Here is a 24918-nt window from a genome sequence, read left to right as displayed (position 1 = left end):
GCGGACGGGATGGGTCTAGCGACAACAGTGAACGTCTGCAACCGCGCATGTACCGACCGCAATGAGCGCCAAGATGTGGCGCACGCGGTTAACCGGGGCGGTGGAATGCATGAGCGGAAGCGTAGCAGAGCTCTTTGATGCGGTCTTTACGGCCGAAGCGGCAGGTAGAAGCACTATTACATCAACAGACAGTAACTACCGACTCAACAGCCAGGCGACTATCACCAGAATGGCCAACGCAACCAGCGCCAACGTGACGCGCGACTGCGGCAAACCGCTCATGAGAGGTCCACCGGGGTGGCCGCGGCTACCCGATTTTCCATGGAGGGTCGGCGCGCCGCCTGGTAGCACCGCCCGAGCCGATTCACCATGCTGAGCAGCACAAACAAGATCTTGTCACCGGCCACGGCCATCGCGTACGCCAACCCCAACACCACCGGCATCACGATGATCGTTTGAAGGATGAACCCGCGTCCGCTGAGCCACAGCTCCACGCCATCCCACCAACTCAGGAGGCCGATCACGCTGTCGCTGTTCACGCGGGCCAGTTTAGGCGGACCATCCCGCGGCCTCTCCGGCGCAGGGCAGACTGGATACCGATGAGCCACTTGCGCGCGACGTGCCTGTTCCTGGTGCTCGCACTCTCCGCACTATTGAGCGGAGCCCCCGTCGCGGCGGCGGATTCAGCCGCCGCGGGCGCCGATGTGCAGGTCGCGCTGAGCCTGGGCGAGCGCGAGCTCACTGTGGTGGCCCGCCGGGTGACCAGCATTCCCGGTCCGCTGCGTGTCGACGTGATCGCTCACCACGGCACCCCGTCCGGCCCGCTCCGGGTGCAAATCGTGCCCACCGGCGCCAGCACCGATGACCATCAACCGGCTCCGGGCGTTCCCATATCGACGGCGATGGTGGTCCTCGGTGAGAAACCCGGTCCGTACGGTGCGACTCTCGATGTCGACCGCACCGGGCCGAACGACCTGACGATCAGCGACGGTGTGCACACCGCCCGGATCCCGCTGGTCCTCGTCGGTCAGGCGATGTCACCATCGGAACGAGTGGCCTATCTCGGGCTGGCCGCCACGGGCCTGCTCCTGCTCGTCTCACTCGTGGTGGCGACGCGGGTCCGTCGTGGGGTGTGGATCGCCGTGCCGGTGACCGCCACGGTCACGGCCCTCGCGGTCGCCATCACCGGCGCGGTGCTGTCCGCCTCGGCCCCGCCACCACCCGAGCCCGGCGTGCAACGAGACCCGACCGTCGACAACACCGCCAATCCGTACCGGCTGGACCGTCCCGCGGTCACCGACTACTCCCGGCCTTCGGCCACGTTCATCACCGAACAGTCCGAGTTGGATTCGGGGCGCGCCACCGACCTCTACTTCTCACTCGTCGACACGGCGACCGGGCTGCCCGCCGACGACCTGGTCATCCATGACAGCGCGTTGATCCACCTCCTGGTGGTGGCCCCGGACGGGCGGCTATCCCATCTGCATCCGATCAGGGTTGCACCGGGCCGTTACTCGGTACCGCTCTCACCTGTGGTCGCGGGCCGGTATGCGGTCTCGGCCGAGTTCGTGCGGCGTGGCGGCGGCGTGCAGACGGTGCGCCTGCCGGGTGGACTCACATCGCGTGGCGGGGGGCCTGCCACGCCGGCGCCGTTCGACGGACCCGGGATGCGCATGATCGACGGGCTACACGTGCAGGTGAGCGCCACCGGCCTACGCGCGGGGCGGCCGACAACGCTCTCCGCCACCGTCGGGGCGGACCCGGTCCTGCAACCGTGGCTGGGCATGCTCGGTCATCTGGTGATCGCCGGCCCGATTCCCCGTGACACCCCTGCGGGCGATCTCGGTACCGCCGTACAGGATTCAGCGGTCTGGGCCCATGCTCATTCCATGGGCGGTCACGGGGGAACCAATATGCCCGGTATGACAGGCATGGATCACAGCGCTGGCCATGCGCCGACACAAGATGAGCCGATGCCACCCATGGTCGGTGTCCCACCCCTCAACGGTGACAGTCCACCCGACGAGACGGTGGCCGCCTTCGGGCCAGATGTGCCGTTCACCTTCACGTTCCCCAAGCCGGGCCGATACCTCGCCTGGATTCAGGCACAGCGTGACTATCGGGTGCTGACAATCCCGGTACGACTGGACATCTCATGACACGCCAGGTGTGGGCGGGGCTCGCGGTAATACTTGCCGCCGTGTTCGGATTGGCATGGATTGCCTGGCCCAGCGCGCCCGAGGCCGTCACCCTGTACTCCGGTACCGAGCACTACGCCATCACGGTGACCATCGATAGTCCCCGTGTCGGGATGACCGCGCTGGAGCTCGCCATCGTCAACAGGGAAGACGACAATCTCCCTGAATCCGAATCGGTGTCAGTCGAATTGGTGATGCCCCTGATGGGCCACGCCATGCCACCGTTGCGCGAGGTGGTGTCCTGCCGCACGAAGTTCGACCAGGTGATGCTGTCCATGGCCGGGCCCTGGGACATCGTCGTGACCGTCACGCCGCCGTCGGGTGATCCCGATGAGCGCACGACAATGCCACTATGGGTGAGTGGAGGTTGAGATGAGTCCCGAGACAAGCACGGCGCCCGCCGGTGCCCAGCAGGTGCCGCGAATTACCCGCGCCACCATCGAGAAGTACGCGCCGCTAGGGGCGTACGGAGTGCTACTGGGCAGCGTGGTGGGTGCGGTGGGAACCACCTGGGACGTGGAATGGCATGACGATGTGGGCCCCGATACGTTCTTCACACTCCCGCATCTTTTCCTGTACTCGGGCAGTGCGATCGGTGGAATCACCAGCCTCGTCATGGTTTTGATGATCACCGCCGCCCAGCGCGCGAGCGAAGAGGTACCGAGCTGGGTAGGTGGTGTGCCGATCCGCGTGTTCGGTGGCAGATTCACCGCTCCCCTGGGCTTCCTACTCTCCGGCTGCGGCGCCGCGTCGTTTCTCATGTACGGACTGTTGGATCTGTGGTGGCACACGGTCTACGGATTCGATGCCGTTCTGGCCTCTCCCCCGCATTTCGCATTGTTCGTATCCGGAACCGTCACCGACCTCGGCAGTGTCGTCACCTTCGCGGCTGCACGCCGATTCCGCTGGGGTGCGGTGGGTTTGATGGCCCAGGCGTCGCTGGTGGCAGCGATGACGGCCATCCCGTTCACCGCGCTGTTCCTCTTCAAGTTCGACTTCAACCCGATATCTCTGGGCTCGGCGTTCGTCGTTCCGCTCGTACTGCTGGTCATCGCGGGCGTCTTGCGATCGACATTGGCCCCGCTCGGCGTCGCGGCGATCATGGGCGCCATTCAGTCCATCTTCTGGTGGTTCTCACCGTGGGCCGCACACGAATACGCCGCAGCGGTGGGATTGCCGCTGCGTGATGACCTCTGGGGCGGACCACCCACGATCCCCGGAATGATGCCGATATTTCTCGCGATCTTCGCCGCGCTCGCCGCAGGACTGCTGCATCTGGCAGGTGACCGCGCATGGCAGCGGTGGCCGATGACCGCCATCGGTACGATTCTGGGTTCGGCGGCGGGCATGGGATATCTGCTGCAGGGCGCGATGCTATATCGGCAGGGAACCGAAACCGTGAGCAGCTACGTCACCGTCGGCCTGGCGGGGTTGGCACTCGGCGCGTTCGCCGGATTCCTGGCGCAACGCATCGCACTGATGTTGCGGGTACCCGGAAACAATGTCGGCACGACAGAGGCCGTCGCGTGAGACATACCCGAATCCTGTTGTCATTCTTAGCCATCATCGGCCTATCCCTCGGGCTCAGTGCCCCCGCCCAGGCCTACGCGCCGGTGAACGTGGTACACACCGAACAGGTGACGGCGGGTCCGTATCCGCTGACTGTCGGGTTCTCGACATGGCCGCTGCGCGCCATGCAATCACTGGATTTCACATTCATTCCCGCCGAGGGGATCACCGGGAAAACGGGCACCCTGACCGTCGTCCCACCCGACGGGCGGCAAGGGCGCGCCGAACCGCTGGCCCGCCACCCACGTAAGCGCGAGGTCTGGGGCTTGGACATCCGGGCGCTGCAGGAAGAGGGGCATTACCAGTTCATCTTCGACATCACCGGCCCTCAGGGCCCCGGGAGGGGCACACTCAACCTGGAGGTGCTGTCCCAGCCAGGGCCGCCGCTGGCGTTGAGTTGGACGCTCTCGTTGATCCCCGTGTTCGCATTGGCCGGGGTCTTGATCGTGGCGTGGAGGAGGACTCGTGACCAAAACTGAACTGTCGCAGAGCACTACGTGTGCGGTCGCCGGCGGGGGGCCCGCCGGGATGATGTTGGCACTGCTGCTCGCACGCGCCGGCGTCAACGTCACGGTGCTGGAGAAGCATCCCGATTTTCTGCGGGACTTTCGCGGGGATACCGTGCATGCCAGCACGCTGAATCTGCTCGACGAATTGGGGCTCGGCGCGAAGTTCGCGGCCATACCGCACAACCTGGTTCAGCAGGTAACCGTGGACCTGGGCGAGCAGACGTATCGGCTGGGCGATCTCAATCGGCTTCCCGGACCGCACAAGCACATCGCGATGGCACCCCAATGGGACTTCCTGGAAATGCTGGCCAGTGCCGCGGAGCTCGAACCCACCTTCCGGCTGCTGCGCAGCACGGAGGTCACCGGGCTCTTACGAGCCGGTGATCGCATCACCGGTGTCGAATATCGCACCGCCGCGGGAGAAACCGGCCAGCTCAAAGCGGATCTCACCGTTGCCTGCGATGGCCGTGGCTCGATACTTCGTGCCGCAGCCGGAATGCGGCCACGGCAGTTCGGTGTTCCGATCGATGTCTGGTGGTTCCGCCTGCCCAAGCATCCCGATGATCCACAGGGGCCGCGCGCACGGGTCGGCACCAACCGATTCATGGTGATGCTCGATCGCGGCGACTACTTTCAGTGCGGATATCTCATCGGCAAGGGCACCGACTCACAGATGCGCAGCGGCGATGTGCAAGTGCTCCGGGACCGGATCGCCGAAATGGTGCCCTGGCTGGCCGACCGCACCGATGCCATCACCAGCTGGGATGACGTGAAACTGCTTGATGTGCAGCTCAATAGGCTCCGCAAGTGGTACCGGGAGGGGCTGCTGTTCATCGGCGATGCCGCGCACGCCATGTCTCCGGTCGGCGGCGTCGGCATCAACCTCGCCATCGCCGATGCCGTGGCCACCGCACGCATCCTCGCCGAGCCGTTGCGTCGGGCAACGCTCACCACCGCCGACCTTCGCAAGGTACAGGTGCGCCGATGGGGACCGACCGCCCTGATCCAGCGGGTGCAGCGGGCCGTGCACCGAAGGGTGTTCTCGGCGGTGGACTCGACCACCACCATCACCCCGAGCACCAAGATCGCGTCAGTCTTGTCGATTGCCACCAAGTACCCATGGTTGCAAGCGATTCCGGCCTATGGTGTGGCGATCGGACCGCTGCCCGAGCATGCACCCGATTTCGCACGCCGCTTTCCTACTGGCTGAGCACCTGCTGCATCCCAGGCGCCACCAGATCGCGAATCCGCTCCCAGGGCACGGTAACCGGCACATAGCCACCCGCGACGTGCGGAACGGAGATGTAGAAGGTCAGCCCGCTAGGCACGGGTAGCCAGTGCAGGAACTGCTCAGAGTTCATGTCCCCGGCGGCCTTGATGCGATCAGGTGGCCCCAGCTCCTGAGCCAGCGTGCGTAACTGCTCCCGAGCCGCACCCTGATCCTCGAAGACGTCACCGAACATGATCGGCTGAGCCGTATCGGTATTGATGGTGATGGTCGCCACCGTGTTGCTGGGATAGGGGCCACCGCTGTTCGCGAGGAACACGGCGGCTCCCGACAACACATGCGGCCCAATAAAGGAGACCCGACTCGATTCCCGTGGCTGCAGTTGTCCATCGCCTACTGTCGCGGGCCTCGTATTCTTCGGATCGTCCAGGATCCGCAGCACGTCGTTGAGCGCCGCGCGCATGCCTTCGTTGAACCTGTCCCGAGCGCCGACCTTATCGCCAGTGACGTGAGGAAGTTTGACGTTGTAGTCGACCTTTCCCTGCTTTCCGGCCTCCTGCTCCAGCGTTGGGTTGAAGCCAAAGGCCGGCTTCGCGGTCGGCGGCGTTTGCGCCGGGGTAAGGGACACAGCCGGTTTGGATGGTGTTGTGCTGGTCGACGGCGGGACTGTAGAAGTCTGTGTAGGGTCTTCCGGTGGTTTGAGGCAACCGGCGACAACACCACCCATCAACACCATCATCACCACAAGATGTGACTTCATCAGCACAGCCCCCAACTATTGACTCAACACCGGCAGAATCTCAGGTGCCACCAGGTCACGAATCCTTTCCCACGGCACCGTAATCGGAACAAAATCACCGGCGGCATGCGAGACAGGCACATAGAACCGCAATCCCGTCGGCGCCGGCACCCACTGCTCAAGTCGTCCGTTGACGGTCTCCTGGCGCACCCGTCCGGTCGGATCGAGACCGGGTAACACCTGCCTCAGCCGTTCGAGGGCCGCGTACTGGTTGGGGAACAGGTCGTCATAGGTGACGGGTTGGGCGGTATCGCTATTGATCACAGTTGTCGACACCGACTGGTTCGGGTGCGCGCCGCCGGCGTACCAGAGATACACCTGGATACCCGCGACCACGTGCGGTCCGATCATGGCGACGCCGGTGGCGTCCAGGCCAGGCCCGAGATCGCCGTCACCGATCGACACCGGCTGGCTGTTGCCAGGACCCGGTAATGCGTCGATCAATTCCCGCAGCGCGGTGCGCGTGCCTTCGTTGAATCGATCACGAACGGCAGATACTCCACCGGACAGCTGCGGCACCTGGACGTCATAGGTGACCATCCCTTCGGCACCCTTGACCGTCTCCGATACGGGTGTATACCCAAATGCCGGGGCGGGATTCACCGCGGAGCGCGACGACGTTGTCCCCGACGAGGACTCCGTCGCGATAGACGTCGGCTCAGCGTGATCGGTGGCGCGGCCGCAACCAGCTGCGACCACACACGTCACCACCGCGACCACGGCGGTGCCGCCCCGGACCCTCATGTGGGTGCGTTCGCCGGCTGGAAGGTGCCGCTGACGTCCGCCTCCTCCTCGGCCCGAATGACGTGCACGACCGCGTTGATCAATGCCAGATGGGTGAAGGCCTGCGGGAAGTTGCCCAGATGCCGACCGGTGCGCGGGTCGATTTCCTCGGCATAGAGCTGCAGCGGGCTGGCGAAGGACAGCAATCGCTCGCACAGGTGCCGCGCCCGGCGCACCTCGCCGATCTCCACCAATGCCGAGACCAACCAGAACGAGCAGATGGTGAAGGTACCTTCCTCACCCGAGAGCCCGTCGTCGGTCTCCTCCACCCGATAGCGCAGCACCAGACCGTCATTGGTCAGCTCGTCGGCGATCGCCAACACCGTCGCACGAATCCGCGGGTCGTCGGGCGGCAGGAATCGGTTGAGCACCGCCAGCAGCAGCGAGGCATCCAAAGCCGTTGAACCGTAACGCTGTACCAGCACGCCGCGTTCGTCGACGCCATGTTCGAGAATGTCGTCTTTGATCTCGTCGGCGATACCGCGCCACTGCTGGGCATAGCTCTTCTCACCGTGCAGCTCAGCGAGTTTGGCGCCACGATCCATCGCGACCCAGCACATGATCTTGGACGAGGTGAAATGCTGCGGCTCACCCCGGACCTCCCAGATGCCACGGTCGGGTTCGCGCCAGTGCCGCGCAGCCTCCTCTGCCTGATTCTTCAGAATCGGCCACAGTGTCGCCGGAATCTGTTCGCGCGACTTCGCGTGCACGTACACCGAATCGAGCATGGTGCCCCAGATGTCGTGCTGAACCTGATCGAACGCACCGTTACCTATCCGCACCGGCCGGGCCCCGTCGTACCCGGACAGGTGCGGCAGCTCGCCCTCCGTCAGCGTGCGTTCTCCACCCACGCCGTACATCACCTGCAGCGGATGTCTCTCCCCGTTGTTCGCACCGGACGCATCGGCGATGAAGGCGAAGAAGTCGTCGGCCTCGCGGTCCAGCCCGAGCGTGTACAGGCCCCACAGCGCAAATGTCGAGTCACGCACCCAGGAATAGCGATAATCCCAGTTACGCACTCCCCCAGGGGTTTCCGGTAGTGAGGTGGTCGATGCCGCGAGCAGCGCCCCGGTCGGTGAGTACGCCAGCCCCTTGAGGACCAGCGCACTGCTCTGTAGGTACGAACGCCACGGATGATCGGGGAATTCGCCGATGTTGATCCATTGCCGCCAGGCCTCGGCGGTCTTCCACATCTTGTCGGCGGCCTCCGCATAAGTCTGCGGAACAGGATGTTTGGACCAGCTGAGCGCGACGAAGACGCTGTCACCCTCAGTCAGTCGGGTGCGGGCCCGAGCCTCGCGACCCTCCAATCCGAGCCGAAGATTCGTGGTGAGCTTGAGCGTCGGATTGGTCTCGGGATTCTTGGCCGCCCGGGCTATCGCCTCACCATATCCATCGCCGGAGTACTCCCAGGTGAGCCCCTCGCGGTGATAGTCGAAGGCGGGCTCACAGTTCATGATCACTTCGACGGTGCCGCTGACGCAGCGCACGGTGCGCAGCAGGATGTGTTCGGCATCCCAGTCGGTCGGCGTGCGCTTGTGTGTCTTGGAGCGCGAATCGACGTCATGCCACGGCCCCAGCACCAGCGCATCGCGGACGGTGAGCCACCCCGTCTTGGTCTGCCAGGTGGTTTCCACCATCAGGCTGCCTGGCAGGTAACGGCGCGCGGCCGGAACGTTGTGTCCGTACGGCCCGATCCGGAAGTGGCCGGCTCCGCGGTCGAGAATGGCCCCGAAGATGCTCGGCGAGTCCGGCCGCGGGACGCACATCCACTCCACTGATCCGTTGGCGGCGATCAAGCAGGTGTTCTCCCAGTCCGAGAGGAACGCGTAGTCGGCGATCGGCGGGAAGGGACCGCGGCGCTGGACGGGAGACTGAGCGGACATCAGTCCTTCTAGCGACAGCTCGGGATCAAGAGACGAGACCATCGGACCATCGTAGGTGCGACCCGGGAACGCACAGGTTATTTAGCGTCGGCGGCGCAGATAGATACCGAGACCGCCGAACAACAGCAGATTGAATACCAAAAGGGCCACAAGGACACCGGTGGAGCCTCCACTGCGCGGCCCCGCCAAATAGATGACCAGGTCGAGGCCGATCAACACGCATGCGGCGATGACCATGGTCCAGATGAGAGCAGTCGGCTTCATGTCGTCACCTCACCGCCAGCCGAGCCCAGCTCGGCAGCCAACACGGACATCAATTCCGCCACCGGCAGGGCCCGCGCACGGTGATGTTCGGTACCCGCCCACAACGACATCACATCCGGGTCCCCACTCGCCCGAAGCTCCTTGGTCGCCGAGTTCAGCGCCGGGAAACTCACCGGGGCAACCGATTCCATATCCCGCTGGAATGCGTTGGAAATGCTCCGCGCCGGGCGGCCCGAGAAGACCCGCGTCACCACCGTCTCGGCCGGTTGCAGCAGAGCGTCCTTATAGACCTGCTTGGCTCCCGACTCGTCGGTCACCACCAGCGCGGTGCCCAGCTGCGCGGCCGAGGCTCCGGCGGCAAGCACCTGGGCGATGTCGGCGCCGTCCATGATTCCGCCCGCGGCAACCAGCGGTAACGCGGTAACCGCCCGCACGTTCGCGATCAGGTCCACCAGCGGCTCCTCGGGAGCCCCGGCGTCGAAACTGCTGCGGTGACCGCCGGCCTCCGGGCCCTGCACCACCAGCGCGTCGGCGCCGACCCCCTCGGCGATCGTGGCCTCGGCGGCACTGGTGACCGTGATCCACACCTCGGATCCGGCGTCGCGAAGCCTGTGCGCATCCCGGACGGACGGCACACCAAAGGTGAACGACACCACCGGGACAGGGTGGGTCACCAGATACTCGATCTTGTCGGCATACGCATCGTCATGCCAGACCGGGTCGCCGGGAACAACCTCGAATTTGTCGGCCCAGACCTTCAGCTTGTCGAGATACTCCCGCAGGTCGGCACCCTGATCGGGCGTGGGGAAGAAGACGTTGAAGCCGAAGGGCAGATCGCCCATCGCCGCGCGGTCCTGATCCAACTGCGCGATGGTGCGGTACCCCGCGGGCAGCAGGCCGAAACCGCCTGCCGCACTCACGCCGCGCGCCAACGCCGGGACGGTGATACCGCCCGCCATCGGGGCACCGACAATGGGAAGACGAAGCCCGGCAAGCACGCTACTCATGTACCTCAGCGTATCGACGCGATGAGTTTTCCGGCCGGGGTGGGTCGGTATGGATATGACTAGCTCACCCGCCTATCCCACCGCCGTCACCCGCGAGGAATGGCTGACGGCCCGCAAGCAATTGCTGGCCCGCGAGCGCGAGGCCACGCATCTCCGCGATGCCGTCAACGCCGAACGTCGACGGCTTCCCATGGTGAAGGTCGAGAAGGATTACGTGTTCGAGGGCCCCGACGGACAGGTGCGACTGCTGGACATGTTCGAGGGACGACACACGCTGTACATCCACCACTTCATGTGGCTCGACGAGATCGACCGTGGCTGCCCCAGCTGCACCGGGGCCGCCGACATGACGTTCACCGAGCGGGACCGCACCTTGTTGACCGACAAGGGCGTCACCTTCGCCTGCGTATCCCGTGCACCGTACGCAAGCATCGCGCGTTATCGCGACGAGCATGGCTGGACGTTCCCGTGGTACTCCACCGCCGACGGCGATTTCAGCTATGACTTCCACGTCACGCTCGACCCGTCACGCGCGCCGGTCGAGTACAACTACAAGTCGCTTGATGAGTTGCGAGCCGACGGATTGCGCGACGAGGACCTGCGCGGCGACTGGCCCGGCGCCAGCGTCTTTCTGCGCCGCGGAGATGAGGTTTTTCATACCTATTCCGCCTTCGCGCGCGGGCTGGACCATTCCGCGGTCGGGTATCCGTTCCTGGACCTGACGCCCTATGGACGTCAGGAGCCGTGGGAGGATTCGCCCGCCGGCTGGCCGCAGGGCGGGGCTATCGTCGGGATGCCGAGTCAGGAATGCCAGCGCTGAAGCCGAGCGTGCGGATTCGGTCGGAACTCGGCGATATTTCAACACTATCCGCACGCTCGACCGAACTACCGGTCGTCGAACAGCTCCTTGACGGGGTCCGCACCGTTGCCCAGGACAGCGGCACGGTCCCGCTGCGCGCTACTTCTTGGGCTTGTCCGCCGCGGAATCGGTGGACAACGCCGCCACAAAGGCTTCCTGCGGCACCTCGACCCGTCCGATGGTCTTCATGCGCTTCTTGCCCTCCTTCTGCTTCTCCAGCAGCTTGCGCTTACGGGTGATGTCGCCGCCGTAGCACTTGGACAGCACGTCCTTTCGGATAGCCCGAATGTTCTCGCGCGCAATGATTCTGGAGCCGACGGCAGCCTGCACCGGCACCTCGAACTGCTGGCGCGGGATGAGCTCCTTGAGCTTGACGGTCATCTTGTTGCCATACGCCGACGCGCCGTCCTTGTGCACGATGGCACTGAACGCATCAACCGCCTCACCCTGGAGCAGGATGTCGACCTTCACCAGGTCGGCCTCCTGCTCGCCGGCCTCTTCGTAGTCCAGGCTGGCATAGCCACGGGTGCGTGACTTCAGCGAGTCGAAGAAGTCAAAGATGATCTCGCCCAACGGCATTGTGTAACGCAGCTCGACACGCTCCGGCGACAGGTAGTCCATACCGCCGAGTTCGCCGCGCCGCGACTGGCACAGCTCCATGATCGAACCGATGAACTCGCTCGGCGCGATGACGGTGGTTTTCACCACGGGCTCGAACACCGCCCGGATCTTGCCCTCGGGCCAGATGGACGGATTGGTCACCACCATTTCAGTGCCGTCTTCCTTGACCACCCGGTACACCACGTTCGGTGCTGTCGAGATGAGGTCGAGGTTGAATTCGCGTTCCAGCCGCTCACGGGTGATCTCCATGTGCAGCAATCCCAGGAAGCCACAACGGAATCCGAAGCCCAGCGCCACCGAGGTTTCCGGCTCGTAGGTGAGCGCGGCATCGTTGAGCTGCAGCTTGTCCAGCGCCTCACGAAGATTCGGGTAGTCGGATCCGTCGACCGGGTACAGCCCGGAATACACCATCGGCCTGGGTTCGCGATAGCCGGTGAGCGGTTCGGTCGCGCCCTTGCGCGCGGAGGTGACGGTGTCACCGACCTTCGACTGACGTACATCCTTCACGCCGGTGATCAGGTAGCCCACCTCACCGACTCCAAGGCCCACAGAGGGTTTGGGGTCGGGCGAGACGATGCCCACCTCCAGCAGTTCGTGGGTGGCACCCGTCGACATCATCGCGATCTTCTCGCGCGGCGTGATCCTGCCGTCGACGACGCGGACGTAGGTGACGACGCCGCGGTAGATGTCGTACACCGAGTCGAAGATCATCGCGCGCGCCGGGGCATCCGGATCACCTTGCGGCGCAGGAATCAGCCGCACCACCTCGTTGAGCAGTGCTTCGACGCCCTCACCGGTCTTGCCGGACACCCGAAGCACATCGGAGGGTTCACAGCCGATGATGTGCGCGATCTCTTGCGCGTAGCGGTCGGGATCTGCGGCGGGCAAATCGATCTTGTTGAGCACCGGAATGATCGTCAGGTCTTTGTCGAGCGCCAGGTACAGGTTGGCCAGCGTCTGCGCCTCGATGCCCTGCGCGGCGTCGACCAGCAGCACGGCGCCTTCACAGGCCTCCAGCGCGCGCGACACCTCGTAGGTGAAGTCGACGTGCCCGGGGGTGTCGATGAGATGCAGTACGTACTCGGCGGAATCGGCAGCCGTGCTGATTTTCCAGGGCAGCCGCACGTTCTGTGCCTTGATGGTGATGCCGCGCTCGCGTTCGATATCCATCCGGTCCAGGTACTGGGCGCGCATGGACCGCGCGTCGACCACACCGGTCAGCTGCAGCATCCGGTCGGCCAGCGTCGACTTCCCGTGGTCGATGTGGGCGATGATGCAGAAGTTACGGATACGCGCCGGGTCCGTGAACGTCGTGTCGGCAAAACTTGGCACCGCACCATGCTCCCATGCCGACAGACGTGCTCCTGACACACACGTCGCCGAGGGCTACCGGTCAGTATGCTCGCTGGATGGCGTCACAGTGGCAGACGCTCGGGCGGAGGCTCGGGAAGATCGCGGAAACCATCGTGTTCCGCGAAGGCCCGAAGGTGCTGCGGCAACTACAGGGGTCCGAATTCGTCCAGCGTGGACTTCAGCGCGGGCTCGAGGCTATCGGTGTCGTGGAGACCGAGCAGCAGACCGCCATTCCGGGCCGTCCCGTGACCAACCGCAGTGTGCCCACGGCCCATCGCGCCCGACGCATCGAATACACACCCGACCTCGACGGTCGCGCTGATCCCGGCGAGATCGTGTGGACCTGGGTGGTCTACGAGGATGACCCCTCACAGGGAAAGGACCGCCCGGTGCTCGTCGTGGGACGGGACGGGACGGTCCTGCTGGGCCTGATGCTGTCGAGCCAGCAGCGCCACGAGAGCGATCTGGATTGGGTGGCGCTCGGCAGCGGAAGCTGGGATTACGACGGACGCCCCAGCTGGGTGCGCCTCGATCGAGTGCTCGATGTTCCCGAAGAAGGAATTCGGCGCGAGGGCGCCATTCTGGACGTGGAGTTATTCAACATCGTCGCGAGGCATCTGCGCGCGCGGTTCTCCTGGAGCTGATCCCATCGATCAGCGCAGCCTCAGTGTTCTACGGAGTTGCGCAGTTCTACGGAGTTACGCACCGGCGACGGCGTGAACATGGCCTGATCGATGAACTGAGCGGTGTACTCGGCCAGTTCCTCACGCTCCAGACGCAGCCGTCCGTCGAGCCATGCCAATACGGTGCCGGCGACACCCGCGGCCAGGGCTTCGGCCTGCACCGCGGTGTAGTTCGGATCGGCATCCGGGTCGAACTCGGCGCGAGCAGCACCGAGCATCAACGCCATGTAGTGCGTCAACCGCATGCGACGACGAGTGAGTCGCTGGCTTCCCATCGCCTCGGTGGCGATCACACGGGCGCGACGGGGGTCGGCGGTCAGTGCGGTGACCGCACCCACGACGCCGGCATGCACCTGCGAGCGTGAGTCCTTGTCGGCAGCGGCCATCGCCGAACCTGCCGTGGCGATGCTGTCTTCGATGATCCAGTCGAAGACCGCGACGAGCAGCTCGTCGAGGCCGTCGAAGCACTCGTAGAAGTAACGCGTGTTCAGTCCGGCGGTCTTGCAGATCTCCCGAACCGTTGTCGCTGCCCAGCCTGAGCTGGCCATAACCTCGAGCCCCGCCTCAAGGAGGCGTCTCCGCCGCTCCGCGCGGCGCTCGTCTGCCGTTCGTCCGCCGTATAGCCCGGTAGCTTGTTTGGTCACCATGGTCTACGCATTATTACTCTTCTTGCCAGACACCTGTGCAATAACCGGCTTTTTCTGCGGTGTTTAGGCGAGTCGTGTGACTTCGACCACGACGTCCAGATCGGTCGAGCCGCCCCCCGAGTAGATGCCCTTAAGAGGGCTGACGTCCGAGTAGTCCCGGCCGACGCCAATGGTGATGTATTGCTCGTTGATCTCGCTGTCGTTGGTGGGGTCGTAATCCCACCAACCTCCGGCCCACCCCTGGATCCACGCGTGACTCTGTCCATCCACCGTCTCGCCCACCGCGGCGTCGCCCTTGGGATGCAGATAGCCCGACACATAGCGCGCCGGGATCCCCATACTGCGCAGTAGAACCAAGGTCAGATGCGCGTAGTCCTGGCACACTCCCTTTTTTTCGCGCAGCGCATCCAGCGCCGACGAGTGCACGCCGGTGGTTCCGGGCACGTAGTCGAGCTCCGCGTGCACCCATTTCGATGCCGCCACAATGGCCTCGACGGGAGTGGCCTCCCTGGCGATCCTCTTGCCCACCGACTGCACCTTCTTGCTGTGTGGGACGTACGCACTGGGCGACAGGTACTCGTCGAATCGGTCGATGACGGCGGTGGCGTGGATGTCGTCCCACACCACGGATTCCTCTGGCCTTTCTGCGACATCGGTCTCCACCACCGACAGACCCGTCACCTCCAGCTCGGTATGCGGTGCGTGCAGGTCGAACGTCGTGACAGCAGTACCCCAGTAGTCGACATACCGATACGAGCGGGTGGCCGGAACCGTCTCCACGCGATTGAGAATGACGTTCTGACGACCGTCACTACGCGGCGTCAACCGCGCCTCGTTGTAGGAGGCGGTCACCGGCGTCTTGTAGGCGTAACCGGTCGCGTGAACGACTCGCAGGCGCCACATCTACTTCTCCTCTTCGCGCAAGCGGCTCATCGTCAGATCTCGCCTTCTTCAATGGGATCCACATCGTGGCGACCACCGGCATCACTCCACGCCACCCACGGCGCGGCGTGGAAGTACTGCAGCGCCACCGCCTCACCCAATTCCCGGCAGGTCTGTTGCAGGCCGGCCAGACGTGTCGGTAAGTCCTCCAGCAGCACCCCGGGGCGCATGAACTCCAGCTCACTACGGGCCCGCCCCAAGAGCCGCTGCGCCTCGGCACGCGCACCAACCCGGCTATGCGGCTGGTGATCCAGTTCCTCCAGGCTCAGCTCGGCCTGGCGCAATGAATGGAACACCGAACGCGGGAACAGCCGGTCCAGCAGCATGAACTCGACGACCCGGCTGGCATCCAACACCCCACGGTAGGTACGCAGGTACGTGTCGTGAGCGCCCGCGCTGCGCAACAGGGTCACCCAGGCGGGCGAGGACGCGCGGTCACCAACACGCGAAAGCAGCAGCCGCACCGTCATATCCACCCGCTCGATGGACCGGCCCAACACCAGGAATCGGTACCCGTCGTCGCGGCTGAGCGTGGAGTCGGCGAGTCCCGCGAATTGCGCGGCGCGCCCCTCCACATAGGTAAAGAACTCGTGGGGGCCGAGTCTGCGGGCGGCGCGCTCACGGTCGGCCAGCGCGTTGTAGGTGGTGTTGAGGCACTCCCACATCTCGGTAGAAGTCACTTCGCGTGCGCCCCTGGCATTCTCACGCGCTTCCGAAATGGAGTCCACGATCGACCCGCCCTGCACTCCACGGCTGAATGCGACGAGTTCGGTGAGTGACCACACATCGAGCACGATGTCCGGCGCGTCGATACCCAGTACGCGCAGCAGTACCCGGGAGGCGTGGTCGGGATCCACGCTGGCGTCCTCGAGCAGCTGGTGCACCGTGACATCGAGGATGCGCGCGGTGTCATCGGCACGCTCGACATACCGGCCGATCCAGTAGAGCGACTCCGCGTTTCGCGCCAGCATTAGAACATCACCTGCTGTTGTTGCTGTTGTTGTTGCACCTGCAGACCCGCGGTAGTCGCCTCAGGCCCCTGTTCAACCTCTGCGGCCTGCGGTAGTTCGGGGACCACTTCGGCACCCGAGAGTTCGCGCTCGGCGACAGAGGCCCGCGAGGCCAGCACCCAGGTGTCCTTGGACCCGCCACCCTGGCTGGAATTCACCACCAGCGAGCCCTCCGGCAGCGCCACCCGGGTGAGGCCACCCGGCAGCACCCACACGTCATCACCGTCGTTGACCGCAAACGGGCGCAGATCCACATGCCGAGGCACCAGCTGATCGCCAACTTTCGTGGGCACCGTGGACAACTGGACCACGGGCTGGGCCACCCACCCACGCGGATCCATTCTGATCTTCTTGGCAATCGCGGCGCGTTCCTTCTCGGAGGCGTCGGGCCCGAACACGATGCCGTACCCGCCGGACCCCTCCACCGGCTTGATGACAAGCGCGTCGATGCGGTCGAGCACTTCCTCGCGCTCGTCGTCGAGCCAACATCGGTAGGTGTCCACGTTCGCGACGATGGGTTTCTCGCCGAGGTAGTACTCGATGATCGTCGGCACGTAGGTGTAGACGAGCTTGTCATCGCCCACTCCATTGCCGACGGCGCTGGAGATGACAACGTTCCCAGCGCGGGCGGCGTTCAGCAGCCCCGCGACCCCGAGCACCGAATCGGGACGGAACTGCATCGGGTCCAGGTACGTGTCGTCGATGCGGCGGTAGATGACATCGACCTGGCGCTCACCCTCGGTGGTACGCATATAGACCTGGTTGTCGCGGCAGAACAGGTCGCGTCCCTCGACGAGTTCCACACCCATCTGGCGGGCCAGTAGTGAGTGCTCGAAGTAGGCGGAGTTCGCGACACCGGGTGTGAGAACCACCACGGTCGGATCGGCCTCATTGGTGGCCGCCGATTTGCGCAGGGCCCGCAACAGATGCGAGGCGTAGTCGTCCACCGCGCGCACACGGTGCGAGGTGAACAGGTCGGGGAAGACCCGCGCCATGGTGCGACGGTTCTCCATCACGTACGACACCCCGGACGGGGACCGCAGATTGTCCTCGAGCACCCGGAAGGTGCCCTGCGCATCGCGCACCAGATCGATACCCGCGACATGGATGCGCACCCCGTTGGGTGGGTTGATCCCGGCGGCCTCGCGGTGGAAGTGCTCACAGGAGGTGATCAAGGCACGCGGGATTACCCCGTCGCGCAGGATCTCCTGATCGCCATAGATATCGGCGAGGTACATCTCGAGTGCCTTGACCCGCTGGGCGATGCCCCGCTCCAGCCGCGACCACTCTGCCGCGGCGATGACGCGCGGCACCAGATCCAACGGAAACGGCCGCTCCTGACCCGACAGCGAGAAGGTGATTCCCTGATCGACGAATGCCCTGCCCAGCGCATCGGCGCGCGCGGCGAGATCGGCGGCGTCGGTGGGCGCGAGCTCGGCGTAGATCCCCTTATAGGGTCCGCGCACGTTGCCATCCGCGTCGAACATTTCATCGAAGGCTTTGGAGTAAGCGCCCTTCTCGGACACCAGAGCGCGGTATCCACCAAAGATCTGGTCATCACGCCGGGTTAGCCGTGGCGTAGCCGCCGCGCGTGTGGGTCGCCCCGAGTTCGGCATCACTGTTCGCAGGCTCACCTTGCCTATGCTGCACCAACTCGCCGGATTCGGCAGTGCGTGCGCGCGTATCGCCGATACTTGCTGGCTACCTGGACGCAATCTCACGTTGTTGGCTCACCCGCCGGTTTCAGGTTTCGGCCGCACCCCTGGTAGTCTCTTCCCTTGCGGCGCTGCTCAGCTGCCCTGGATCCAATGATCTGGAGGCCCGCCGCCCTACCAGACGATATTTACCGAAGGATTTAGACGCGTGGCCAATATCAAGTCGCAGGAAAAGCGCATCCGGACCAACGAGCGTGCCCGGTTGCGCAACCAGGCGACCAAGTCGTCTTTGCGTACGGCAGTCCGCGGTTTCCGCGATGCCGTCGCCGAAGGTGACAAGGACAAGGCGGGCGAACTGCTCGTCGCGACCAGCCGCAAGCTGGACAAGGCCGTCACCAAGGGTGTCATCCACAAGAACCAGGCCGCCAACAAGAAGTCGGCGCTGGCCCTGGCTCTGAACAAGCTCTGATCTAGTCTTCCGATCAACGCCGAGCGCGCATGCGTGCTCGGCGTTTTTCGCGTCTCGACGTAGCTGTGGCGAGTTAGGTGTTCACCAATTCGGCCACCTTGCGCACCGCCGATTCCAGGGCATAGTCGGCATCGGCCGCCGCCCCCTTCACATCGGCGTTGAGTGCGGCCACTATCCGGATAGCCTCGGCCACCGCGTCACGCGACCACCGGCGCGCCTGTTTCTGCGCCTTTTCGATGCGCCACGGCGGCATCCCGAGCTCGGATGCTGCCGCGTACGCGTTCTGCTTGATGGGCCCCACCCGTGCGATGGTGTGCACCGCCTCGGCGAGCGCATCGGCCAACAACACATGCGGGACGCCCCGCTGCATCGCCCAGCGCAGCGCCTCCGTCGAGCCGGCAACATCACCCACCACCGCCTTGTCGGCGATGTCGAATCCGGACACCTCCGCACGTCCGGAGTGATAGCGGCGCACCGCGGCCTCGTCGACGTTGCCGTCGGTGTCCGATACCAACTGCGAACACGCTGCCGCCAGTTCCCGAATGTCGGAGCCGACGGCGTCGATCACGATGGCGACCACATCGGCGTCCACCTTCTGGCCCAGGCGGCGGAACTCCTTGTGCACGAAGTCGGCGCGCTCGGCGGCCTTGGCGATCCGTGCGCAGTTGTGCACCGCGGCGCCGAGATTCTGCAATGTGGTGGCCAGCGCCTTCGCGCGGCCACCACCCGAATGTTGGACAAGCAGAAAGGTCCCCGGCGGCAGATCGGAGGCCGCCTGCTCGATGAGGGCAACGGAGTCCTTGCCCGCTTCGGCGGCGGCCTCGACAACGATGACTCTTTCGTCGGAGAACAGCGAGGGGCTCAGCAGCTCGGCCAGCTCTGCCACATCGACCTGCCCTGCCCGCAACCGGTTGACGGGGATATCGGTACCCGTCTTGCCACGAACCGCGTGGAGCACCGACGTCACCGCACGCTCGACCAGTAGTTCTTCATCGCCCAGGATCAGGTGCAGCGCTTCGGTCACCCGACGATCGTGCCATGCCGCAGCGACAGCGAGTTTCCACCATCGAGCGGGTAAGCGATTAGTACGTACCCCTGTTTAAGCCGGAGAACTCTGGAAACATTACCGACGAGTAGCACCGTCGCTCCCCCACTCAGCGGACAGGATGGCCGGCCAATGACAACGGAGTCTCTGCACATCATCGCTGCTGCCGACGAAGGCGGCGGCGCTGCGTTGGACCAGGTGATCGGCATGTCGGTGGCAGCCACAATCGTCTCCGGTGGCCTGCTCTGGATCGGATACCTGCACCGGCAGCGACGCATCACCTGGCTACAGAACCTCGCAGACCGGGTGGGTGACAAGTTCAATCGCCCACCCTGGGTGGCGCTTCAGATCTGCCTCTTCGTCTCGACGATCGTTGCCGCACTGTTCGGTTTCATCTGGGATGTCAGCCTGCACATCGGCAAGGGCCGCGACGCTGGCCCGCTGGCCAATCCCGCGCACTACTTCATCCTGTTCGGGTTGTTCCTGCTGTTCATCGCGGGCACGCTGGCGATCGTTCTGCCCTATGACAGGCCGGGTTCGGCGGCGGTGCGCATCACCCGCACCTGGTACGCGCCGGTCGGTGGTCTGCTGATGGCGATGTGCGGCCTGTATGCGTTGATCGGGTTCCCGCTGGACGACATCTGGCACCGCATCTTCGGCCAGGACGTCACGCTCTGGGGCCCCACCCACCTGATGCTGATCGGCGGTGCCGGGCTGTCGTTGGTCTCCGTACTGATCCTTGAATACGAGGGCAGGCGGGCCATCGGCTTCAACACAGCCGATGACACCAGTTTCGTGAGGTTTTTGCGCTACATGTCCTTCGGCGGGTTGTTCATCGGCCTGTCGGTGTTTCAGATCGAGTACGACTTCGGCGTCGAGCAGTTCCGGTTGGTGCAGCAGCCGATGATGATCGCCGCGGCCGGAGCCTTCGCCGCCGTGGCCGCGCGCATGGTCATGGGTCGCGGCGCAGCCATCATCGGCGCCCTGCTCGCCCTCGCGCTGCGCGGAGCCGTCTCGGTGCTCGTCGGCCCGATTCTCGGCGGGCCGACGAGTTGGTTCGCGCTGTATCTCGGGCCCGCTTTGGTCGTCGAACTCATCGCACTGACTCCATTGATCAAACGCCCCATACTCTTCGGCGCCATCGCGGGCCTGGGCGTAGGTACCGCCGGGCTGTGGCTGGAGTCGCTCTGGATCGGCGCGGTCTACCGGTACCCGTGGCCGGTGAGCATGTGGCCGGAGGCCCTCGCGATGGCGGTGCCCGTCGCGATCGCCATGGGCGTCTGCGGCGCGCTGCTGGGCATGGTGCTCACCGGGCGGCAGCTGCCCAGACCCGCACTGAGCATCACCGCGGTCGTCATCACGGTGCTGATCATCGGTGGCGCGGTGGCCAATGGCCTGCGCACCGAGGTTCCTGAACATGCCACGGCGACAATCACATTGAGCGAGCTATCCAACGACGGTGGCAAGCGCATGGTGTCGGCGGACGTGGTGATCAATCCGCGCGACCTCATCAGTGACGATCCCGAGTGGGTGACGATCCTGTCCTGGCAGGGCGGCTTGGCCAATCACCGCGGGCTGTCGATCGACAGGCTGCAGAAGGTCAGTGCGGGCCACTACCGTTCGACTCAGCCCATCCCGGTGTCCGGCTCCTGGAAGACGCTGCTGCGCGTGCAGGACGGCACCACGATGACCGGCGTGCCGATCTTCTTGCCCGCCGATCCCGGCATCGGCGCACCGGAGACGCCCGCGCTGACCTCCAGCACTCGACCGTTCACCCAGGAGCTGACCATCCTGCAGCGCGAGCGCAACCAGAACCATCCTTCCTGGCTGTTCAACGTGGCGTCGCTGGTGGTGCTGTTCTGCACCCTGGTGCTCATCGCGGCACTGAGTTGGGGCGCCGGACGCATCAACGGCACCGAAACACGCAGTGCCCGTGACACATTGCCGACCCCGGATCCCAAGGAGCCGGTGTCGCACGGCCCATGACCGTCGAATATCTGGCCGATCACTCACTGCTGTTGGCATTGCCCGCATTCGCGCCCGCGATCGTGGTGGCGGGCGTAGTCATCTGGGTGGCCATGCGCGATCGACGTCACGACGACGAGGACGATCCCGTCGGCGAAGAAGAACACCGCGACTAGGAGGAATCAAAGATGACGATGAGAGCCCTGAGCGCGATCACCGCCGCAGTGCTGATCTGCGCCGGGTGCGCAACATCGAGAGACACCCCCGCCACCGGGTCCAGCGCACCGTCACCTGCGCTGACCATCGATGTCACCATCAAGAGCGGGGTCGTCACACCGAGCAACGCCACCCTGCACGCACGGGTCTCCGAACCCATCGTGATCCGCGTGGACAGCGATACCGCCGACGAGTTGCACGTTCACTCCACGCCCGATCACAGCTTCGAGATCGAACCGAAGAGCGGCCAGACGTTCCAGTTCAGCGTCACCGTGCCCGGGAAAGTGGATGTCGAGCTCCACAAGCTCAAGAAGACGATCGCCACGATCTCCGTACAGCCGTGACCGCCGGCCGGTCGACGGCCATACTCGCCCACGGCCTGGGCGGTTCGTCCGATCTTCCGATCCCCTATACCTACGCACTGATCGGCGCGGCGTGGGCGTTGACGTTCACCTTCGCCGTGGTTGCGCTGGCCTGGAAGAAGCCCCGGTTCGACGCGGACCGGCCCGGGCGACCACTGCCGGCCTGGATCACGGCCGTCGCCGACGGTCCGGCCGCGCGTTGGGCCGCTACCGCACTGGTACTCCTGGCGACCGCGTGGATCACCGTGGCCGCTGTGTTCGGCCCCCAAGACGGCAGGAACCCACTGCCGGGCGTCTTCTACGTACTGCTGTGGGTCGGGGTGGTCGCGTTGTCGCTGCTGTTCGGGCCGGTATGGCGGCTGCTGTCTCCCGTGCGCGCCATATACCGATTACTCGCCTTCTCGCGACGGCCTCCGCCCGCCGAATACCCACGGCGGTGGGGATATTGGCCCGCGGCCGCCGGGCTCTATCTGTTCGTCTGGTTGGAACTGGCCAGTGCGGACCCCGGATCGCTTCGTGCGGTGAAGATCTGGCTATTGGCGTATCTGGTGATCACACTCGCGGGCACGCTGGCATGTGGCACGCGCTGGTCCGGACGGGCCGATCCGTTCGAGGTGTACAGCATGGTGGCCTCACGGCTGTCACCCGTACGGCGCAACGCTGACGGCCGCCTCGCGGTCGGCAATCCGTTCGATCATCTGCCGTCACTGCCGATTCGGCCGGGCATCGTGGCGGTGCTCGCGGTCCTGCTGGGTTCGACCGCGTTCGACAGCTTCTCGGCCATGCCCGGCTGGCGCGCGTTCGTCGACGAACTTGCCGGTGACTCGACGGTCGCGGCCATCGCGGTCCGAACCGTCGGGCTGACGGTCTTCGTGGCCACGGTCGCCGGCACCTTCTGCCTGGCCGCGCGCGCGACCGGCGGCGTCACCGCTGCCACTCGGCGCGCGCTGCCGGGCCTGCTCGCGCACTCGCTGATCCCGATCGTCATCGGTTATGTGTTCGCTCACTATCTGACCTATCTCGTGGAGCGCGGCCAGCAGACCCTGCTGCGGCTCGCCGATCCCCTCGGGCGGGGATGGTTCTCCGGTGTCGACGTCTCGTATCTCCTGTCGATGCACCCCGCGGTGCTCGCGACGCTCAAGGTGGGTTTCGTGCTGGCCGGGCACATCGCGGGCGTGATGGCCGCGCACGACCGGGCCCTGCGGGTTTTGCCCAGGAGACACCAGGTGACCGGGCAGCTGGCGATGATGCTGGTGATGGTCGGTTACACCTTCACCGGGCTGTATCTGCTCTTCGGCGGATGACGACTCCGCCGCCTCAAATCTAAGGCTTTTCTAAGAAATTAAGAGAGTAGTAAGAGTAGGGTGCATCGAGACGAAAGGATCGGCGATGACACCTGAAGCGCGGGAACACAGAGATCACGCAGTAGTCCTGGGGGCCGGGATGGCCGGACTACTGGCAGCCAGGGTGCTGTCGGAGTCTTACGCATCGGTCACCGTGGTCGAGCGCGACGAATTGGGAGCGGACGCCACCGCGCGCACCGGCGTGCGGCAGGGTCAGCACATCCACATGTTCATGAGCTCGGGCACCGAGGCGCTGGAACAACTCTTCCCCGGAATTCTCGCAGAGCTCCGGGCCGATGGGGCCACCGTGTGCGATGAGGGTGACCTCTCCCGCGTCAGGATGCTGATCGGGCCACATGAGATGTTCAACCGATCAGAGAAGTTCAGTGACCCAGGAACCTTCAAGCTGTACCTCACGACCCGGCCCTTCCTGGAATCACATGTACGACAAAATGTTCGACTGATCGACAATGTCAGATTCCTCGACGGACACGATGTCATCGAGCCCATGACCGAGGAGCATCGCGTCACGGGCGTTCGGGTAGCGCGACGATCCACGGGGCTGGTCACGACGCTCATCGCGGACCTGGTGGTTGACGCCACCGGGCGGACTCCGCGGACTCAGACCTTTTTGGATCGCCTCGGGTGTGAAAGGCCTGCCGAGGTCCGCATGACATCGCCCGTCACCTACGCCAGTCAGCTGCTGCACGTTCCCGATGATGTCGACCTGGACAAGCTGACCTTCTTCAACCCGGCACCAGAACACCCCCACGGTGGAGCAATCGCACGCTGCGAGAACGGCACCGTGATGATGACCCTGGGCACATTCAATCAGGACGAACCGCCCACCACCTTCGCCGAAATGATCTCCTTCGCCGAACAATTCGTACCCACCGAGCTCTTGGACACCGTCCGGTCGGCAGTACCGATTGGCGACGTGCACACCTACCGATACCGCGAAGCCGTGTGGCGACGCTATGACCAGATTCAGCAGTTCCCCGAGGGTCTGCTGGTGATCGGAGACGCGATCTGCAGCCTGGATCCCATCAAGGGACAAGGGATGACGATGGCCCTTGTCGAGGCGGTGACTTTGCGCGACTGCCTTATCGCGGGCGACGCCGAACTCGCCCATCGGTACTTCGGGGCCGTCGGCCGACGCATCAACGCGGTGTGGCAACAGAACAAAATGGCCGCTCCCCTGTTAACCGGAACACCCGCGAATGCCTCTGTCACACAACGCATCGCCTGGAGGCTGTTGGCGTGGTGGGCGCTCACGATGATGTCCGCCGCGCGTGAGGACATTCGCATCACCGAAACGATCCTGCGCGTCAGCCACCTGCACGACTCCCCATCGCTGATGCGACGGCCTGCATTCCTGCTGCGGGTGCTGCGCCACGGCCGGCGGCGGCACGACGTACCCGATCAAGTACCTCAGCGCCAGTTCGCCGTTTCCGGGACGTAGCTCGTGGTGCCCGGCTGCGAGCGACAGGATGCAGAGATCCCCC

Annotated in this window: 26 protein-coding genes; 13 read left to right on the top strand and 13 right to left on the bottom strand. The window is 64.8% G+C overall.

Annotation, left to right across the window (positions count from 1 at the left end; all coding sequences use genetic code 11):
- Positions 1 to 15: 15 nt before the first annotated feature.
- Together DSM43276_RS24065 and DSM43276_RS07605 are read right to left on the bottom strand one after the other, a co-directional pair.
- On the bottom strand, positions 16 to 111 hold the full coding sequence (locus tag DSM43276_RS24065; RefSeq protein ID WP_372990850.1) for an Ms4533A family Cys-rich leader peptide: 96 nt from the start codon (positions 109 to 111) through the stop codon (positions 16 to 18).
- Between the two features lie 167 nt (positions 112 to 278).
- The gene (locus DSM43276_RS07605) at positions 279 to 539 is read right to left on the bottom strand and encodes a hypothetical protein (RefSeq protein WP_078328978.1); all 261 of its coding nucleotides are present in this window, start codon (positions 537 to 539) and stop codon (positions 279 to 281) included.
- A 60-nt stretch (positions 540 to 599) separates the two neighbouring features.
- Here DSM43276_RS07605 and DSM43276_RS07600 point away from each other — a divergent pair, with 60 nt between their 5' ends.
- Genes DSM43276_RS07600 through DSM43276_RS07580 form a run of 5 tightly spaced genes read left to right on the top strand, consistent with a single transcriptional unit; the run spans position 600 to position 5486 of the window.
- Positions 600 to 2159 carry a hypothetical protein gene (locus DSM43276_RS07600; RefSeq protein WP_078328977.1) on the top strand — a complete coding sequence of 520 codons (1560 nt, stop codon included), beginning with the start codon at positions 600 to 602 and terminating at the stop codon, positions 2157 to 2159.
- Positions 2156 to 2569: a hypothetical protein gene (locus DSM43276_RS07595; RefSeq protein ID WP_078328976.1), complete on the top strand. Its 414-nt coding sequence runs from the start codon at positions 2156 to 2158 to the stop codon at positions 2567 to 2569. Before DSM43276_RS07600 ends, DSM43276_RS07595 begins: the two co-directional genes overlap by 4 nt.
- A gap of 1 nt (position 2570) precedes the next feature.
- Complete coding sequence (locus DSM43276_RS07590; protein ID WP_078328975.1) at positions 2571 to 3728, top strand: hypothetical protein; 1158 nt, start codon at positions 2571 to 2573, stop codon at positions 3726 to 3728.
- Positions 3725 to 4246: a hypothetical protein gene (locus DSM43276_RS07585; protein ID WP_109556005.1), complete on the top strand. Its 522-nt coding sequence runs from the start codon at positions 3725 to 3727 to the stop codon at positions 4244 to 4246. Before DSM43276_RS07590 ends, DSM43276_RS07585 begins: the two co-directional genes overlap by 4 nt.
- Positions 4233 to 5486: an FAD-dependent oxidoreductase gene (locus tag DSM43276_RS07580; protein WP_078328974.1), complete on the top strand. Its 1254-nt coding sequence runs from the start codon at positions 4233 to 4235 to the stop codon at positions 5484 to 5486. The genes DSM43276_RS07585 and DSM43276_RS07580 overlap by 14 nt, the downstream gene beginning before the upstream one ends.
- Here DSM43276_RS07580 and DSM43276_RS07575 read toward each other — a convergent pair.
- The 5 genes from DSM43276_RS07575 to DSM43276_RS07550 form a co-directional block, all read right to left on the bottom strand.
- On the bottom strand, positions 5476 to 6264 hold the full coding sequence (locus DSM43276_RS07575) for a hypothetical protein (protein ID WP_078329035.1): 789 nt from the start codon (positions 6262 to 6264) through the stop codon (positions 5476 to 5478). The genes DSM43276_RS07580 and DSM43276_RS07575 overlap by 11 nt on opposite strands.
- 15 nt (positions 6265 to 6279) lie before the next feature.
- Positions 6280 to 7047 carry a hypothetical protein gene (locus DSM43276_RS07565; protein ID WP_078328973.1) on the bottom strand — a complete coding sequence of 256 codons (768 nt, stop codon included), beginning with the start codon at positions 7045 to 7047 and terminating at the stop codon, positions 6280 to 6282.
- Entirely contained in the window at positions 7044 to 8972 is a 1929-nt protein-coding gene (locus tag DSM43276_RS07560; RefSeq protein ID WP_234802662.1) for a glycoside hydrolase family 15 protein, read from the bottom strand. Before DSM43276_RS07560 ends, DSM43276_RS07565 begins: the two co-directional genes overlap by 4 nt.
- An 81-nt stretch (positions 8973 to 9053) precedes the next feature.
- Positions 9054 to 9236, bottom strand: a complete 183-nt coding sequence (locus DSM43276_RS07555) for a hypothetical protein (RefSeq protein WP_078325472.1) — start codon at positions 9234 to 9236, stop codon at positions 9054 to 9056.
- A complete protein-coding gene (locus DSM43276_RS07550) occupies positions 9233 to 10243 on the bottom strand; it encodes an NAD(P)H-dependent flavin oxidoreductase (RefSeq protein ID WP_078328972.1) in 1011 nt (336 codons plus the stop codon). Before DSM43276_RS07550 ends, DSM43276_RS07555 begins: the two co-directional genes overlap by 4 nt.
- A 55-nt stretch (positions 10244 to 10298) precedes the next feature.
- On the opposite strand from DSM43276_RS07550, the gene DSM43276_RS07545 reads away from it, so the two are divergent.
- Positions 10299 to 11063 carry a DUF899 domain-containing protein gene (locus tag DSM43276_RS07545; RefSeq protein WP_234802988.1) on the top strand — a complete coding sequence of 255 codons (765 nt, stop codon included), beginning with the start codon at positions 10299 to 10301 and terminating at the stop codon, positions 11061 to 11063.
- A gap of 138 nt (positions 11064 to 11201) precedes the next feature.
- Here DSM43276_RS07545 and lepA read toward each other — a convergent pair whose 3' ends face one another.
- Positions 11202 to 13055, bottom strand: a complete 1854-nt coding sequence (gene lepA, locus DSM43276_RS07540) for a translation elongation factor 4 (RefSeq protein ID WP_078325469.1) — start codon at positions 13053 to 13055, stop codon at positions 11202 to 11204.
- A 77-nt stretch (positions 13056 to 13132) separates the two neighbouring features.
- Here lepA and DSM43276_RS07535 point away from each other — a divergent pair, with 77 nt between their 5' ends.
- Complete coding sequence (locus tag DSM43276_RS07535; protein ID WP_078325468.1) at positions 13133 to 13720, top strand: type II toxin-antitoxin system PemK/MazF family toxin; 588 nt, start codon at positions 13133 to 13135, stop codon at positions 13718 to 13720.
- A gap of 20 nt (positions 13721 to 13740) precedes the next feature.
- On the opposite strand, the gene gplR1 is transcribed toward DSM43276_RS07535, so the two are convergent.
- The 4 genes from gplR1 to DSM43276_RS07515 form a co-directional block, all read right to left on the bottom strand.
- Entirely contained in the window at positions 13741 to 14406 is a 666-nt protein-coding gene (gene gplR1 / locus DSM43276_RS07530; RefSeq protein ID WP_078298529.1) for a TetR/AcrR family transcriptional regulator GplR1, read from the bottom strand.
- A gap of 63 nt (positions 14407 to 14469) precedes the next feature.
- Positions 14470 to 15309: a transglutaminase family protein gene (locus DSM43276_RS07525; protein WP_078325467.1), complete on the bottom strand. Its 840-nt coding sequence runs from the start codon at positions 15307 to 15309 to the stop codon at positions 14470 to 14472.
- A gap of 32 nt (positions 15310 to 15341) precedes the next feature.
- Entirely contained in the window at positions 15342 to 16319 is a 978-nt protein-coding gene (locus tag DSM43276_RS07520; protein ID WP_078291117.1) for an alpha-E domain-containing protein, read from the bottom strand.
- Positions 16319 to 17974 carry a circularly permuted type 2 ATP-grasp protein gene (locus tag DSM43276_RS07515; protein WP_078328951.1) on the bottom strand — a complete coding sequence of 552 codons (1656 nt, stop codon included), beginning with the start codon at positions 17972 to 17974 and terminating at the stop codon, positions 16319 to 16321. The genes DSM43276_RS07520 and DSM43276_RS07515 overlap by 1 nt, the downstream gene beginning before the upstream one ends.
- A gap of 247 nt (positions 17975 to 18221) precedes the next feature.
- Here DSM43276_RS07515 and rpsT point away from each other — a divergent pair, with 247 nt between their 5' ends.
- Positions 18222 to 18482 (top strand): 30S ribosomal protein S20, encoded by a 261-nt coding sequence (gene rpsT, locus DSM43276_RS07510; protein ID WP_078325465.1) that lies wholly within the window; start codon positions 18222 to 18224, stop codon positions 18480 to 18482.
- Positions 18483 to 18555: 73 nt separating this feature from the next.
- Here the strand turns inward: rpsT and holA are convergent, their stop codons facing one another.
- Positions 18556 to 19506: a DNA polymerase III subunit delta gene (holA, locus tag DSM43276_RS07505; RefSeq protein WP_078328950.1), complete on the bottom strand. Its 951-nt coding sequence runs from the start codon at positions 19504 to 19506 to the stop codon at positions 18556 to 18558.
- 153 nt (positions 19507 to 19659) lie between these two features.
- Between holA and DSM43276_RS07500 the strand changes: the two genes are divergently transcribed.
- The 5 genes from DSM43276_RS07500 to DSM43276_RS07480 all read left to right on the top strand — a co-directional run bounded on the left by DSM43276_RS07500 (position 19660) and on the right by DSM43276_RS07480 (position 24875).
- Positions 19660 to 21513, top strand: coding sequence for a hypothetical protein (locus tag DSM43276_RS07500; protein ID WP_078328949.1), 1854 nt, complete (start codon positions 19660 to 19662; stop codon positions 21511 to 21513).
- On the top strand, positions 21510 to 21668 hold the full coding sequence (locus DSM43276_RS07495) for a hypothetical protein (RefSeq protein ID WP_109555992.1): 159 nt from the start codon (positions 21510 to 21512) through the stop codon (positions 21666 to 21668). The genes DSM43276_RS07500 and DSM43276_RS07495 overlap by 4 nt, the downstream gene beginning before the upstream one ends.
- Positions 21669 to 21686: 18 nt before the next feature.
- Complete coding sequence (locus DSM43276_RS07490) at positions 21687 to 22052, top strand: hypothetical protein (protein WP_078328970.1); 366 nt, start codon at positions 21687 to 21689, stop codon at positions 22050 to 22052.
- Positions 22049 to 23374 (top strand): hypothetical protein, encoded by a 1326-nt coding sequence (locus DSM43276_RS07485; protein WP_078328948.1) that lies wholly within the window; start codon positions 22049 to 22051, stop codon positions 23372 to 23374. Before DSM43276_RS07490 ends, DSM43276_RS07485 begins: the two co-directional genes overlap by 4 nt.
- Positions 23375 to 23459: 85 nt before the next feature.
- A complete protein-coding gene (locus DSM43276_RS07480) occupies positions 23460 to 24875 on the top strand; it encodes an FAD-dependent oxidoreductase (protein WP_078328947.1) in 1416 nt (471 codons plus the stop codon).
- The last annotated feature ends 43 nt before the right edge of the window (positions 24876 to 24918 follow it).

The organism is Mycobacteroides salmoniphilum, assembly GCF_004924335.1.
Classification (GTDB): Bacteria; Actinomycetota; Actinomycetes; order Mycobacteriales; family Mycobacteriaceae; genus Mycobacterium; species Mycobacterium salmoniphilum.
The sequence above is the reverse complement of the archived record's forward strand: the minus strand, read 5'-3'. Positions and strand labels throughout refer to the sequence as shown.

Coding starts and splice junctions, on each gene's coding strand:
- DSM43276_RS24065 (WP_372990850.1), bottom strand. CDS start 111: ATGCATTCCACCGCCCCGGTTAACCGCGTGCGCCACATCTTGGCGCTC.
- DSM43276_RS07600 (WP_078328977.1), top strand. CDS start 600: ATGAGCCACTTGCGCGCGACGTGCCTGTTCCTGGTGCTCGCACTCTCC.
- DSM43276_RS07595 (WP_078328976.1), top strand. CDS start 2,156: ATGACACGCCAGGTGTGGGCGGGGCTCGCGGTAATACTTGCCGCCGTG.
- DSM43276_RS07590 (WP_078328975.1), top strand. CDS start 2,571: ATGAGTCCCGAGACAAGCACGGCGCCCGCCGGTGCCCAGCAGGTGCCG.
- DSM43276_RS07575 (WP_078329035.1), bottom strand. CDS start 6,264: ATGAAGTCACATCTTGTGGTGATGATGGTGTTGATGGGTGGTGTTGTC.
- DSM43276_RS07565 (WP_078328973.1), bottom strand. CDS start 7,047: ATGAGGGTCCGGGGCGGCACCGCCGTGGTCGCGGTGGTGACGTGTGTG.
- DSM43276_RS07560 (WP_234802662.1), bottom strand. CDS start 8,972: ATGTCCGCTCAGTCTCCCGTCCAGCGCCGCGGTCCCTTCCCGCCGATC.
- DSM43276_RS07555 (WP_078325472.1), bottom strand. CDS start 9,236: ATGAAGCCGACTGCTCTCATCTGGACCATGGTCATCGCCGCATGCGTG.
- DSM43276_RS07550 (WP_078328972.1), bottom strand. CDS start 10,243: ATGAGTAGCGTGCTTGCCGGGCTTCGTCTTCCCATTGTCGGTGCCCCG.
- DSM43276_RS07545 (WP_234802988.1), top strand. CDS start 10,299: ATGACTAGCTCACCCGCCTATCCCACCGCCGTCACCCGCGAGGAATGG.
- DSM43276_RS07535 (WP_078325468.1), top strand. CDS start 13,133: ATGGCGTCACAGTGGCAGACGCTCGGGCGGAGGCTCGGGAAGATCGCG.
- gplR1 (WP_078298529.1), bottom strand. CDS start 14,406: ATGGTGACCAAACAAGCTACCGGGCTATACGGCGGACGAACGGCAGAC.
- DSM43276_RS07525 (WP_078325467.1), bottom strand. CDS start 15,309: ATGTGGCGCCTGCGAGTCGTTCACGCGACCGGTTACGCCTACAAGACG.
- DSM43276_RS07520 (WP_078291117.1), bottom strand. CDS start 16,319: ATGCTGGCGCGAAACGCGGAGTCGCTCTACTGGATCGGCCGGTATGTC.
- DSM43276_RS07515 (WP_078328951.1), bottom strand. CDS start 17,974: ATGCCGAACTCGGGGCGACCCACACGCGCGGCGGCTACGCCACGGCTA.
- DSM43276_RS07500 (WP_078328949.1), top strand. CDS start 19,660: ATGACAACGGAGTCTCTGCACATCATCGCTGCTGCCGACGAAGGCGGC.
- DSM43276_RS07495 (WP_109555992.1), top strand. CDS start 21,510: ATGACCGTCGAATATCTGGCCGATCACTCACTGCTGTTGGCATTGCCC.
- DSM43276_RS07490 (WP_078328970.1), top strand. CDS start 21,687: ATGAGAGCCCTGAGCGCGATCACCGCCGCAGTGCTGATCTGCGCCGGG.
- DSM43276_RS07480 (WP_078328947.1), top strand. CDS start 23,460: ATGACACCTGAAGCGCGGGAACACAGAGATCACGCAGTAGTCCTGGGG.